We start from the raw sequence: 13,664 nt of genomic DNA, 5'->3' as shown, positions 1-13,664 counted from the left end.
TGTACTGATTGCACATGGCGGCGATTGTTCCGCGAGAGTCGCCCGTTACCGCAGCTGCCTGCCTTGAAGCTTAGGCCACCGGCCCCATAGCGCAACCGCGTCACGAGGCGCTCAAAGGCCGAATGGGAAGGTGTCTTCCTCGTGCTCAAGCGTGTGAGGTGTTGGCAATGGCGTGACCGCTTCGGTCTGCTCGAACCAGAGCCAGGCATCGAACTGCTCGGCCAATACGGCTTCGAAGTAATGGCTCTGGCGTTCGGTTTCAGGGCGGTAGATCACGCCGATAGCGCGTTCGAGCAGGGGCTCGGACAATGCGTCCAGCAGTGCCTCGTCAGGATTAGTCCGCCAGTCCGTGAGCGATGCGCGAACACCCGTATTCAGGAATTCCCGCTCCCAACTGCCGGCCAGCGCGGGCAGCACCTGCTTGATTTTCATCGGTGAGTCCCAATCGTCGGCCGCCGCCACGCTGCCACGATTGGTGCCCATGCCCAGCAGCACCGCGTCGCGGCCGTAAGCCATGCGGCATAACTGGCCGATATTGAATTCACCTTCCCAACCCATGCGAGTCGCGGCGGCATTGCCGATGTGGGAGTTGTGCGCCCAGACCACCGCTTTCGCATCGGGGCCACGATGTTCCATCAGGCTCTGCAGGGTGTCGAACATGTGCCGGTCCCGCAGGTTCCAGGACGATTTTCCGCCGCGATACATGGCCCGGTAGTACTGTTCGGCGGCGCGCACGACCCGGGCGTTCTGGATGGCGCTGAAGAAACTCTCGTCATCCTCGATCAGGGGATCGAGGCGCTCGGCGAGCAGCGTATTGAGCTGCTCGACCACCGCGTCCTCGCAGGTCGCCAGGTTGCCGCGTTCGGTGAAATGACCGTAAAGCGCCGGGTCGTCGTGCCAAGGCGTCAGGCAACCATAACGATGCCGGGCGCCGCGGGCCAGGTGGGGGTGTGCCTTATCGAGGTAGTTGAGCACTTCGTCGATCGAGTGCCGCAAGCTGTAGACGTCGAGGCCGCGAAACTCCACGCGCCGATCGCCCGGCTGCTCCAGGTTGTAATCGCGCAACCAGCGGACGAAGGACTGTACGTCGGTGTTGCGCCACATCCAGCTTGGAAACCGGGCGAAAGCCTGCTGTTTCCAGGCCGAGGGTCCGAGGTCACGCACGCAGCGGTCGATTTGCCCGGCGTCGGGCCAGTCGGCTTCGACGGCGACGATCCCGAAGCCGTGATGCTCGATCATGTGCCGGGTGATGGCCGCGCGGGTGCGGTAGAAGTCATGGGTGCCGTGGCTGGCTTCGCCGATCAGCAAGACCTTCGCGTCGGCAAAGCGATCGAACATCTCGCCAAACGCCGGGCTGTCCTCGGCGGGCAGCGGTTCGGCGTGATGACGCAGAATGTCGGCGATGTCGGAGCGAGGTTCGACGCGACGACGGCGCAGGCGTTGCAGCAGATCTCTGGCTGGGCTGTTCATGGATCGTGGCCTCATCAGTACCTGGTTTACAGGTATGACTATGCCTATCGGCCCATGACTCCGAGCAAATCAGAACGCCAGTTTGAAGCCGATCATCGCCAACATCACCGCCAGGCAAGGGCGCAGGAGTTCATCGGAAATACGTCCCGACAAATGGCTGCCCAGGTAAATGCCCGGCAGTGAACCGATCAGCAAGAAGCCGAGGATGTGCCAGTCCATGTTGCCCATGCTTGCGTGGCCCAGGCCGGCCACCAGGGTCAGCGGCACGGCGTGGGCGATCTCGGTCCCCACCAGGCGCCTGGTGACCAGGAACGGATAGAGGATGAACAGCGCGACAGTGCCCAGGGCGCCGGCGCCGATGGAGGTCAACGCGACCATCGTGCCCAGCACCAAGCCGGTAATCACAGTGAGTACGTTGAGCCGTGAGCCGCTGGGGTTGTAGTGGCCGCCGGCGCGATCGTGGGCGAATTGGAGCAGGCGTTTCTTGAACAGGATCGCCAGGGCAGTGGCGAACAACACAAAACCCAGTGCTTGCTTGATGACTGCGTTCATCGCGTCTGGCGAGCTGTTCAGGCTGCTGAGGAACCACAGGGTCAGCCCGACCGCCGGCACGCTGCCCAAGGTCAGCCAACCGGTGATGGACCAGTCGATATTGCGGTTCTTGGCGTGAACCAGCACGCCGCCGGATTTGGTAATGGCCGCGTACAGCAGGTCCGTACCCACCGCCGTCGCGGGGTTGATGCCGAACCACAGCAGAATGGGGGTCATCAGCGATCCGCCACCCACGCCGGTCATCCCGACGATGAAACCGACCACCAGGCCCGCTACGACTAAACCGAAATTACCGAAATCCATCAAACCCGTCTCAGCGCGACCGCGTGAAAAATCTGGCCGCGAGCATAGCGATTTTTCTTATAACCCCCTATATCGATGTGATCTATCTTTATTCCATATTTGATCACTGGACGGGCAGGAAATTCAGGAACAGCAGGCTCTGTGCATAGTTGAGCCCTATCCGCCGGTAGCGCTCGTCGAGCATCTGCGTCAGCAGGTCCAGGCGTGCAACGATTTTCCCGAACTCGACGGCAAAGCTCAGGTTGCTGCCCTCCTCCGAGATTTCGTTGGAAAACAGCATCGGCGAGCCGTCCTTGTTCTGCCGCTGGCCCAGCAACCAGGTTGCCTTTTCGATGTTGCGCGCAGCGTTGCTGACGAAGCGCGGATCGATGGTGTCGGTCATGTAGAACTCCAGGCGATTGCCGTGAGCCGTGACCAGCATGCTGCCAATGGCGTAGATGAACGCACCGACCCTATCACCAAGGAACTCGGGGCTCATGGCATAGCTCAGGGCCGCCAGGTCCTTTTTATTGCCCAAGGTCGGCAGGGGCTGCTGTTGCTCGATGGCTTGGCGCACTTGCTTGACGGCGACGCGGACGTCGAGAAAGCCCGACTTGCGCAATTCTTCCGGGTTGCGCAGGTAAAGTTTGTGCATCAGCAGGTAAAGGCTCTGCAAGTTGTCGTGCATCGAGAGCGTGGCCATCCGGTCCACGCTGGTCTGCAAGAATTCCTGGGGCTTGGCGTTGCTGAACTGCGTAACCATGTCCTGGCCTTGCAGGTGGGTGCAGCCGCCGCTGAGCAACAGCAACAGGCCCACCAACAGCAGGTTGCTGCGACGTGGCGACACCATCACGGAAAGTAAAACACCGGCCATCGAATCTCGTCTGGACATGGGGAAGCGGTGGGGCTCGCCGCTTCCTGGCCATGGATAGAGCGGAAAAAACCCTAAAAGTGCAGTGCCTTACCCGACAGTTGACGTCTGGTCACGATTCGCCTCGATCAATTAGTCTTACTTTTTAATTGATAAATCTCAATTTATAGCTATAAATCCCTTCTCCACCCGCAAATAGAAAGACTACTGAACAGAAAAACCTTCATCGCTGTCCGACCGATTAACGGACTCGACCCGCGTTAAAACAACAAAAAAACAACAGGAAGGAAGGTCACACTCATGCTTGAATCCAGACACCTGCTCTCGGCCCTCGGAGTTTCTCTGATGATTGCCACCTCTTCACAGGCCGCCGGCCTGACCAACGAACGCGTTGCTTTCGGTAAGACCGACGACGGCACGGCGGTTGAAAAATATGTGTTGCGCAACAGCAACGGCATGGAGGCTACCGTCATCACCTATGGCGGGATTCTCCAGTCGCTGATCGTGCCGGACAAAAACGGCATGACCGACGACATCGTGCTCGGCTTCGACGATGTCCAGGGCTACCAGAAGAATGGCAATGTATATTTCGGCGCGACCATCGGCCGCTTCGGCAATCGCCTGGCTGGCGGCGCGTTCGAGTTGGATGGCAAGCGCTACCAGGTGCCGCAGAACGACAAGGACAATTCGCTGCACGGCGGGCCGCAAGGGTTCGACAAGCGTGTCTGGAAAGCCGAGCCGAGCAACGACAAGGACTCGGTCGGCGTGACCCTGACCTACCTGTCGAAGGACGGCGAGATGGGGTTTCCCGGCAATCTGAAGACTGACGTCACCTACAGCCTCAACGACAAGAACGAACTGCGCATCGACTACAAGGCCACCACTGACAAACCGACCGTACTGAACCTGACCAACCACAGTTATTTCAACCTGGCGGGTGCAGGCAATGGCGACATCCTCAAGCAAGTCGCGACCTTGCACGCGTCCCGCTACACACCGGTGACCGCCAAGCTGATTCCCACCGGCGAGCTGGCGCCAGTGGCCGGCACGCCGATGGACTTTACCAAGCCAACCGCCATCGGCGCCCATATCAAAGCCGATCATCCGCAGTTGAAGTTCGCCGAGCCAAAACAGGGTGGGTTTGACTTCAACTGGGTGCTCGACGCCAAGGGTGACGTAAACAAACTCGCCGCCGACGTCCAGGATCCGAAGTCCGGGCGACGGCTGCAGCTCTTTACCACCGAACCCGGTGTGCAGTTCTACACCAGCAACTTCCTCGATGGCACGGTCAAGGGCAAGCAAGGCAAGGTCTATCCGCACTGGGGCGCGTTTACCCTGGAGACCCAGCACTTCCCCGACTCGCCGAACCAGCCGGACTTCCCGACCACGCGGCTGGATCCGGGCCAGACCTACACCCAGGCCATGGTGCTGAAGTTCTCGGCGGAATAACCCTCCTGCCAACCGAGCGTTCCCACGCTGCGCGTGGGGACGCCTCCCGTGGCGCTCTGCGTCATGCTTTTCGGCCCTAGAGCATCCCGCTGCATTGCGGCGCGAATCAAACCTGAACGCCTGGTCTATTCTGCTGCCACAGCTTAATCGACCCGCACGACAGGAGATGTGAATGAGAACTCTGGAGTTGGCCGGCGTGTCCGTGCCGGTAATCGGCCAGGGCACTTGGCGCCTGGGTGAAGAACCGTCCCATCACAAAAAAGAAGTGGCTGCCCTGCGCCTGGGCATTGAAATGGGCATGACCCTGATCGACACCGCCGAAATGTATGCCGAGGGCGGCGCCGAAAAAGTCGTTGGCGAAGCGATCACCGGGCTGCGTGACCAAGTATTCCTGGTGAGCAAGGTCTACCCCCACAACGCCAGCCGCAAAGGCATTCCGCTGGCCTGCGAGCGCAGCCTGCGGCGGCTCGACACCGATTACATCGACCTTTATCTGCTGCACTGGCGTGGCCAATACCCGCTGGAAGAAACCGTCGAAGCGTTTGAACGACTTCGCGAAGAAGGCAAGATCGGGCGCTGGGGCGTGTCGAATTTCGACGTCGACGACATGGAAGAACTGAACGCGCCCGACTGCGCCACCAACCAGGTGCTGTACAACCTGCAGGAGCGCGGCATCGAATACGACCTGCTGCCCTGGAGCCAGCAACGGCGCATGTCGATCATGGCCTACTGCCCGGTCGGCCAGGGTGGGCAGCTGCTCAGGGATCACACCATGCAACAAATCGCCGAACGCCACCGCGCGACACCGGCGCAGATTGCCCTGGCCTGGCTGTTGCGCCAGGACAATGTGATCGCCATTCCCAAGGCCGTGCAGCCTGAACATGTGCGCCTGAATGCCGAAGCGGCGAATCTGCAACTTGAGCCCCAGGATCTGGCGGCGCTGGACCTGGTGTTTCCCAAGCCCCAGGGCAAGCAGCGGTTGGCGATGGTTTAGCTTGGGGAATCGAAGGTTCTGTGGCGAGGGAGCTTGCTCCCGCTGGGGTGCGAAGCGGCCCTCGCTTTAGGCGGCTGCTGCGCAACCGAGCGCGAGCAAGCTCCCTCGCCACAAGAGCATTGCCCTCCAACCCATCACTGCGCGGCATCAGAACAACCCCATCTGCCCCCCGACCAAAGTCGAAAAATCATCCCCCACAAACGGCAGAATCGCGTCCGCCACCGGCTGGAGCTGCTTGGTCACGTAATGGTCGTAATCTATCGGCGCGCTGCGGGTTTCCATAGGCTCGGGGCCGGCGACGGTGATCACGTAGCTGATCCAGCCGCCGTTCTGATACTGCCGAGGCCGACCCTGGCGCTCGTTGAACTCGTCGGCGAGCCGCGCGGCCCGTACGTGGGGCGGCACGTTGCGTTCGTACTCATCCAGGGGGCGGCGCAGGCGCTTGCGGTAGACCAGACGCTCATCGAATGTACCGGCCAGCGTCTGGCGCACGTAATCGCGTACATAATCCTGATAAGGCTGGCGATGGAAGATCCGTCCGTACAGCTCCTGCTGGAACTGCCGGGCCAGGGGCGACCAATCGGTGCGCACGGTTTCCAGGCCCTTGTAGATGATTTCATCGCTGCCGTCGGCGCGGGTCACCAAGCCGGCGTAGCGCTTCTTGCTGCCCTCCTCCGCGCCGCGGATGGTCGGCATGAGGAAACGCTTGAAATGGGTTTCGAATTGCAGCTCCAGCGCGCTCTCCAGGCCGAACTCGTCACGCACGTGCTCGCGCCACCACCCGTTGACGTAAGCCACCAGTTCCCGGCCAATCGCCGCGGCTTCTTCCTGGCCATGGGGCCGGCGCAGCCAGACGAAGGTTGAATCAGTGTCCCCATAGATCACCACATGCCCCCGGGCTTCGATCAACTGCCGGGTGCGTTGCATGATCTGATGACCGCGCAGGGTGATGGACGACGCCAGGCGCGGGTCGAAGAAGCGACAGCCACTGGAGCCGAGCACTCCATAAAACGCGTTCATGATGATTTTCAGCGCCTGGGACAAGGGCGCGTTATGTTCGCGCTTGGCGGTCTCCCTGCCTTCAGCGACCCGCGCCACGATGGACGGCAGGCAGTGTCGGGTACGGGAGAACCGCGCCCCGCGAAAGCCTGGGACAGACTCGTGCTCGCCCGGATGGCGCAGCCCCTCGATCAGGCCCACCGGGTCTATCAGAAAGGTGCGGATGATCGACGGGTACAGGCTCTTGTAGTCGAGCACCAGCACCGATTCGTAGAGCCCCGGCTGGGAATCCATGACGAACCCGCCAGGGCTGGCCTCGGGCGGACGCTGGCCGAGGTTCGGCGCAACGAAGCCCTGGCGGTGCATCAGCGGCATGTAAAGGTGCGTGAACGCCGCCACCGAACCACCGCTGCGATCGGCCGGCAGGCCGGTGACGCTGGCGCGCTCCAGCAGGAACTCGAGCAGATCGGTCTTGGCGAAAATCCGCGTCACCAGCTCGCAGTCCTTGAGGTTGTAGCGGGCCAGGGCCGGCTTGTCCTCGGCGAACATGCGGTTGATCTCGTCCATGCGCTGGTACGGGTTGTCGATGGACTTGCCTTCGCCCAGCAGGGTCTGCGCGACGTTCTCCAGGCTGAACGACGGGAAACTCCAGGTCGCCGAACGCAAGGACTCGATCCCGTCGATGATCAACCGGCCCGCCGCCGAGGCGAAGAAATGATTGTTGCGCGCGCCATGCTCGTGCCACTGCATTTCCTCGCCGCCACGCCCCAGGCGCAGCGGCACGGCCAACCGACGAGCATGCTCATGCAACACGCGCAAATCGAACTGCACCAGGTTCCAGCCGATGATCGCGTCGGGGTCGAAGCGGGCAAACCACTCATTGAGCTTCTTGAGCAGCAGCGTTCGGGATTCGCAATATTCGAGTTGGAAATCAACGTCGCGATCATCGCCGTTCGGTGGACCGAGCATATAGACCTGTCGCTCGCCGCAGCCTTCCAGGGCGATGGAGTACAAATCGCCCTGGGCGGTGGTTTCGATGTCCAGGGACACCAGCCGCAGCGGTGGGCGGTACTCGGGAGCCGGTTTCATCTGGGCGTCAAGCAGCACGCCGTCGGCCGATGGCGTGCCACCGAACCACACCGGGGCGGTGATGAAGCGCTCCATCAGGTAGCGCTCCGGTGGCCGGATATCAGCTTCGAACACGTCCACGCCGGCGCGCCGCAGCGTGGTGTCCAGGCGCATCAGTTGTCCATGCTGTCGACAATACAGGCCCAGCACCGGGCGATGCTCGAAATCCAGCAGGTCCAGGGGACGCAGCTCGATGTCCTTCTCCCCTTGCAACAGCGCTTCGGCCTGGCCGCGCTGCACTTGCGGCACGAACGCCACCGAAGGCTGCACCGGCAGGCGCACGCGCCGGGGGCCGGCATCGGTCGCCAGCCAGAACTCGACTTCGGAGCCCGCCGGGGTATCGCGCCAATGCCGGGTCAGGACGAAGCCCTGCTGTAGATCCACCGCTGAAACCTCAAAACTTGCATGTGCGCTGATTCTACCTGTGGCGAGGGGATTTATCCCCGCTGGGGTGCGCAGCAGCCCCTCAAGCAACTTGCATCAGATGAATGTCGTGTCGACATTTTTGGGACTGCTGCGCAGCCCAGCGGGGCGGCGCGACGCTTCGCTAAATCCCCTCGCCACAACGGCGGATGACTTTAGATAGGAGTGAATTCACCCGCCATGACGCTTTTGGACGACTGACTGCCGCTTTATCGCTTGCCCTTCGCCGTTGGGTCTACGATTCTTTTACCACCCGCAAAAAAACGACACCCGAGGCCTCCCCATGAAAACCGTCGCGCAGTTGCTCCGGATAAAAGACGAGAAGAACCAGCAAGTGCACACCATTTCACCGGACGACATGGTTTTGCAGGCCCTGATGCGCATGGCCGAGAAAAACGTCGGTGCCTTGCTGGTGGTGAAGAACGATGAGGTGCTGGGCATCATCAGTGAGCGTGACTATGCGCGCAAAATGGTCTTGCACGGGCGCTCATCGGTGGGCACGAAAGTCAGCGACATCATGGTTTCGCCCGTGATCACCATCGATCCCCATCAGAACGTCGAGACGTGCCTGAGCATCATGACTGAAAAGCACTTGCGGCATTTGCCCGTCGTGGAGGACGGCAAGCTCGTCGGCCTGTTGTCCATTGGCGACCTGGTGAAAGAGGCCATTGCCGAACAAGCAGACCTGATCCGACAACTGGAGCAATACATTCGCGGCGAATGATCGGCTCGGGCGGGTTGCTCATTTGCGACTCACTTCTATATTGAAGGAGTTGCCCCGCCGAGCATCCCCATGGCCGTTACCGAACGACTGATCATCTGTGAACATTGCGATGCGGTGTACGAGCCGGTTGAGCTCGCCCCGCATCAAAAAGCTGCGTGCGTGCAATGTCACGCCGTGATCCAGCGCTACAACGGCTTGACCATCGAACAGCGCTTGGCCTTGACCATCACTGCGGCGGTGGTTTGGGTCTTCGCCAACGTTTATCCGGTGATGAGCATCCGCCTCCAGGGCTTGAGCAACAGCGCGACGCTGTGGGACTCCGTCGTTGCCCTGAGCCAGGGCCCTATTACCTTCATCGCCCTGGTCGCCGCCGTCGCGATCATCATCGCCCCGGCCTTCCAATTGGCGCTCCTGCTCTGGGTGCTGGGCTACGCCTATTCCAAGCGGCGGGCACCGGCTTTCAGCCTGTGCATGCGCAGCCTGGAAACCCTGCGGCCGTGGAGCATGCTGGAGGTGTGCCTGCTGGGTGCGTTGGTCGCGGTGATCAAGCTTGCCGGCCTGCTGGATGTACTGCCCGGCATCGGCCTGTTCGCCCTGGCGGCCTTGAGCCTCTTGATGATCCGTATTGCCGGCCGCGATGTCCGCGACCTTTGGGACACCCTGTGAACGGGCCATTGCCAGGCAACCCGCCCCGGGCCGGCGACCTGAACCTGTGCCTGTGCCACAGCTGCGGCCTGGCGTGCGACATGAGCAACGAGCCCGAGACGTGTCCGCGCTGCGATGCCGCCCTGCACCGGCGCAAACCCGATACCCTGACCCGCACCTGGGCCTACATGCTGGCGGCGCTGGTGTTCTATATCCCGGCGAACCTGCTGCCGGTCATGAACACCCAAATGCTCGGCGATGGCGCGGACAGCACGATCATCAGCGGCGTTCTCGAGTTCTGGAACAGTGGCGCCTGGGACATCGCCCTGATCATCTTCATCGCCAGCATCGCCGTACCGGGCATCAAGTTCGTCGTGCTGACGCTGCTGCTGATGACCGTGCAGCGGCGCAGCACCTGGGCCCAGGTCCAGCGAGCGAAGCTTTACCGGCTGGTGGAGGTCATCGGCTACTGGTCGATGCTCGATGTGCTGGTCGTAGCGTTGGTGGCGGCGCTGGTGAAATTCCAGGCCCTGAGCGACATCGAACCGCGACCGGGAATACTGTTCTTCGGTCTCGTGGTGCTGTTTACCATGCTGTCGGCCATGAGTTTCGATCCACGGCTGATCTGGGATACCCAACCATCCGAGGAGGTCATGGATGAAGTCGCAAGCCACTGATGGACAGCCCGCACCGGGCCGGGCCCATGTCACCAGCCGTCGCTGGACGGTGTCGCTGGTATGGATCGTGCCCATCATCGCCGTGCTGGTGGGGGTGTCCCTGGTGGTCCATAACTGGCTGCAGGAAGGCCCGACCATCACCATTACCTTCAAGACGGGCGAGGGCCTCACCGCGAACAAGACCCCGGTCAAATACCGCAACGTGGTCATCGGCCAGGTCACCGACGTGCAACTGAGCGCCGACCAGAAGAATGTGACCGCCACCGTCAAGCTCGCCAAGACCGCGGACACGTTCACCCATGAAGACTCGGTGTTCTGGGTGGTCCGGCCGCGTATCGGCGCCGGCGGTATCTCCGGGATCGATACCTTGCTGTCCGGGGATTTCATCGGTGCCGACGCCGGCCACTCCACCGTGCGCGCCAAGTCCTTCACCGGCCTGGAGGCCCCGCCCCCCATCACTTACGGAGAGCCGGGCAAGCGCTTTACCCTGCACTCCCAGGACCTCGGTTCGCTGGACATCGGCTCGCCGGTGTACCTGCGCAAGATCCCGGTGGGCCAAGTGGTGTCCTATGCCCTGGACGCCGAAGGCAAGGGGGTCAATATCGAAGTGTTCATCAATGCGCCTAACGATGCCTACGTCACCGAGAACACCCGCTTCTGGAACGTCAGCGGTGTCGATGTGAACGTCGGCGCCAACGGTTTCGCGGTCAAGACCGAATCCCTCTCCGCCCTGCTGGTCGGCGGCATCGCCTTCAGGGCCCCGGAGTACAGCCCCAACGACACGCCCGCGCCCGAAGACAAGAATTTCGAGCTGTTCGCCGACCAACAGAGCGCCCTCGCCCCGCCCAGTGGCAAGGCGCAATTCCTCGCTTTACGCTTCGACCAGGCCTTGCGCGGCTTGCGCGTTGGGGCCCCGGTGGAGTTTCTAGGCATCGAGATCGGCCGTGTCGTCGCCATGAACCTGGATTTCGACGAAAAGCAGCGCACGTTCCCTATCAATGTCGGCATCGTGATCTACCCCCAGCTGCTGGGAAAGGCCCACGAAAAACTGCTCAAATCGCTGGATTACGATCCGGAAGACGAAGCCGCCGCTGCCCGGCTGGTGGGCAGTTTCGTCGAACGGGGCCTGCGCGCCCAGGCTCGCAGCGGCAACCTGCTGACCGGGCAGTTGTATATCTCCCTGGATTTCTACCCCAAAGCGGAAAAGGTCGCCTTCGACCTCGCCGCCCGCCCCCTGCGGATCCCGACGATCCCGGGCAGCCTGCAGCAATTGCAGGAACAGCTGCAAACGGTGGTGGGGCGCATCAACAAGCTGCCGCTGGAGAGCATCGCCAGCAATCTGGACGGCAATCTGGTGGAGCTGCGCAAAGGACTCTCGCAATTCAACAACAAGACCCTGCCGGGCGTGCAAAGCACCTTGCAGGACGTGAGCAAGACCCTGCAATCGGCGAATTCTACGTTGGCGGAAGACTCGCCACAGCGTGAACAGCTGACCCAGACCCTGGATGACCTGGGCCGCATGTCCCGTTCGCTGCGCGAGCTGTCGGACTACCTGAGCCGACATCCTGAATCGCTGCTTCGCGGCCGTCCGAAGGACGCCCCGGCGCAAAACCTGACTTTTCCGGTGAAAGAATGATGACAGGAGCACGCTCGATGCCGCTGACGCTGAGATGTTCGTTGATTGCCCTGGCGCTGCTCCTCGGCGCCTGCCGCAGCGACCCTATCCACTATCACACCCTGAGCCCGGTCCAACCGGCGGGCCAGGTGCATGCGGGCGTGGATATCCAGATCGAGCAACTCAGCGTTCCACCGCAAGTGGATCGCACCCAGATGGTGATTCGCCAGGGCGACAGCGGGTTGGCCATCCTCGAAACCGAATGGTGGGGCTCAAGCCTGGCGGACGAACTACGCAGCAGCCTTGACGAGCAATTGAGCAACCCCGGTGCGCCAAAGCGGTTGCTGCGGGTCGACGTGCAGCGCTTCGACTCGATTCCCGGTCGGTATGCGCGCATGGACGTGCAATGGCGACTGCGCACGCTGGGCAGCGACGCCCACGCCCTCACCTGTCGCAGCAGCCTGCAAACGCCGGCCACGGGCAATATCGACGACTTGGTGAAGGGGCATCAAAACAACGTCCGGCAGTTGGTCGACCTCGTGGGGCAAGCGGCATCGCGCAACGCCTGCCCCTGATTCAATCGGGCCAATGCAGTGAAAGCACTGGAGCGACTCGCGGGTGGTGGTCGATGCGCGCCAGCAAGGCATGGAACTCAGGGCGGGCATTGAGCATCGCTTCCCGAGTTTCGACCCATTTCGTGATCACCGCCGCCAGGATATCCAGCGCGCCGGGCTCTGCGCCGCCGAGAAAGGGTGACGCTGCAAACTGGTCGGCAAACAGCGCCCAGTTGCGATACAGGCGCTGTTTCGTGCCCGACACCAGACGTTCCTGGGTGACTTCGTCCGCATCAGGCAGCCAGCGCTGGGGGAAATCGATAATGCCAATGGGCGTGTAGCAATTGGCGGCGATATAGACCAGGCCACGTATGACCTGGGCGCGTTGGGCCGGATCCTCCGGCAACAGTTTTGATTCTCGGAAAGACAACCCCAAGTGAATCAGGATCGCCGCCGCCTCGGTCAACACCGAGCCGTCCGGCAGTTGCAGGGTCGGGACCTGCTTCTGAGGATTCAACGCCTCGAGTTCTTTCGCGGCCTCGTTGTCCTCGGTCGAATAGGTATCGACGCGTCGATAAGGCACCCCGCATAGGTTCAAGGCGACCTCGACAGCTGCCGAGCCGGACTGGCTGTGACCGAATAACTGGTACATGCACCTGCCTCCTGCAAAAGGGATTATGCCGGTAGAGCTTCCTGGTTCGTGAGTGTTCCATCAATCTGACTGACACACCTGCAACGAGCTATCACCGCCGTCGATGTTCACCATCACGTCAATGAAGTTCTCATGCTCCCTGCCCGGCGCAACAATAGCCCCACACAAACAACACACCCCGGAGCACACCATCATGAAACGCCAAATCATCCTCAGCTTCGCTTTCTCGGTACTGGCCGCCAACGCATTCGCCGCCACTTCCCAACCCGTCGTTGCCGAAGGTGGCTCCGACCGCCTGATCGAAAGCCGCGTCGCCGAAGGTGGTTCCGACCGCCTGCTGGAACGCCGCGTCGCCGAAGGTGGCTCCGACCGCTTGCTGGAACGCCGCGTCGCCGAAGGTGGCTCCGATCGTCTGCTGGAACGCCGCGTCGCCGAAGGTGGCTCCGATCGTCTGCTGGAACGCCGCGTCGCCGAAGGTGGCTCCGATCGTCTGCTGGAACGTCGCGTCGCCGAAGGTGGCTCCGATCGTCTGGCTCAGAACCGTGCATGAGTGGTTTTCACGCAATGCCTGACCCGGTTCCAAACGACGTTCAATACGAGTCATGGCGAGGACAGCCCCTTGCCATGAC

Annotated in this window: 12 protein-coding genes and 1 pseudogene; 8 read left to right on the top strand and 5 right to left on the bottom strand. The window is 61.8% G+C overall.

Features of this window, described 5'->3' with window-relative positions:
- Positions 1-111: 111 nt before the first annotated feature.
- From DOCECA_RS06390 to DOCECA_RS06380, 3 genes are all read right to left on the bottom strand, one after another.
- Positions 112-1,470 carry an erythromycin esterase family protein gene (locus DOCECA_RS06390; protein WP_434610755.1) on the bottom strand — a complete coding sequence of 453 codons (1,359 nt, stop codon included), beginning with the start codon at positions 1,468-1,470 and terminating at the stop codon, positions 112-114.
- Between the two features lie 69 nt (positions 1,471-1,539).
- Positions 1,540-2,325, bottom strand: a complete 786-nt coding sequence (locus DOCECA_RS06385; RefSeq protein ID WP_434563435.1) for a sulfite exporter TauE/SafE family protein — start codon at positions 2,323-2,325, stop codon at positions 1,540-1,542.
- Positions 2,326-2,428: 103 nt separating this feature from the next.
- Positions 2,429-3,178 (bottom strand): hypothetical protein, encoded by a 750-nt coding sequence (locus tag DOCECA_RS06380; protein ID WP_434650624.1) that lies wholly within the window; start codon positions 3,176-3,178, stop codon positions 2,429-2,431.
- A 297-nt stretch (positions 3,179-3,475) separates the two neighbouring features.
- On the opposite strand from DOCECA_RS06380, the gene DOCECA_RS06375 reads away from it, so the two are divergent.
- A complete protein-coding gene (locus DOCECA_RS06375) occupies positions 3,476-4,624 on the top strand; it encodes an aldose epimerase family protein (protein WP_445571617.1) in 1,149 nt (382 codons plus the stop codon).
- A 172-nt stretch (positions 4,625-4,796) separates the two neighbouring features.
- Complete coding sequence (locus DOCECA_RS06370) at positions 4,797-5,618, top strand: aldo/keto reductase (protein WP_445571616.1); 822 nt, start codon at positions 4,797-4,799, stop codon at positions 5,616-5,618.
- Between the two features lie 147 nt (positions 5,619-5,765).
- Here the strand turns inward: DOCECA_RS06370 and DOCECA_RS06365 are convergent, their stop codons facing one another.
- Positions 5,766-8,129: a DNA polymerase II gene (locus tag DOCECA_RS06365; protein WP_445571615.1), complete on the bottom strand. Its 2,364-nt coding sequence runs from the start codon at positions 8,127-8,129 to the stop codon at positions 5,766-5,768.
- A 322-nt stretch (positions 8,130-8,451) separates the two neighbouring features.
- On the opposite strand from DOCECA_RS06365, the gene DOCECA_RS06360 reads away from it, so the two are divergent.
- From DOCECA_RS06360 to DOCECA_RS06340, 5 genes are all read left to right on the top strand, one after another.
- Positions 8,452-8,892 (top strand): CBS domain-containing protein, encoded by a 441-nt coding sequence (locus DOCECA_RS06360; RefSeq protein WP_030138503.1) that lies wholly within the window; start codon positions 8,452-8,454, stop codon positions 8,890-8,892.
- A gap of 69 nt (positions 8,893-8,961) precedes the next feature.
- Positions 8,962-9,558, top strand: a complete 597-nt coding sequence (locus DOCECA_RS06355; protein ID WP_434650619.1) for a paraquat-inducible protein A — start codon at positions 8,962-8,964, stop codon at positions 9,556-9,558.
- Positions 9,555-10,214, top strand: coding sequence for a paraquat-inducible protein A (locus tag DOCECA_RS06350; RefSeq protein WP_445571614.1), 660 nt, complete (start codon positions 9,555-9,557; stop codon positions 10,212-10,214). Before DOCECA_RS06355 ends, DOCECA_RS06350 begins: the two co-directional genes overlap by 4 nt.
- The gene (locus tag DOCECA_RS06345) at positions 10,195-11,850 is read left to right on the top strand and encodes a PqiB family protein (RefSeq protein WP_445571613.1); all 1,656 of its coding nucleotides are present in this window, start codon (positions 10,195-10,197) and stop codon (positions 11,848-11,850) included. Before DOCECA_RS06350 ends, DOCECA_RS06345 begins: the two co-directional genes overlap by 20 nt.
- A 17-nt stretch (positions 11,851-11,867) precedes the next feature.
- Positions 11,868-12,404, top strand: coding sequence for a PqiC family protein (locus DOCECA_RS06340; protein WP_434563419.1), 537 nt, complete (start codon positions 11,868-11,870; stop codon positions 12,402-12,404).
- 1 nt (position 12,405) lies between these two features.
- Here DOCECA_RS06340 and DOCECA_RS06335 read toward each other — a convergent pair whose 3' ends face one another.
- Positions 12,406-13,035 (bottom strand): glutathione S-transferase family protein, encoded by a 630-nt coding sequence (locus DOCECA_RS06335; protein ID WP_420764570.1) that lies wholly within the window; start codon positions 13,033-13,035, stop codon positions 12,406-12,408.
- A gap of 193 nt (positions 13,036-13,228) precedes the next feature.
- Here DOCECA_RS06335 and DOCECA_RS06330 point away from each other — a divergent pair.
- Positions 13,229-13,579: pseudogene (locus DOCECA_RS06330) on the top strand (phage infection protein); the annotation flags it as partial.
- Positions 13,580-13,664: the final 85 nt, after the last annotated feature.

The sequence above is a fragment of the Pseudomonas sp. E102 genome (genome assembly GCF_052660185.1).
This window is presented reverse-complemented; position numbering and strand designations above follow the sequence as displayed.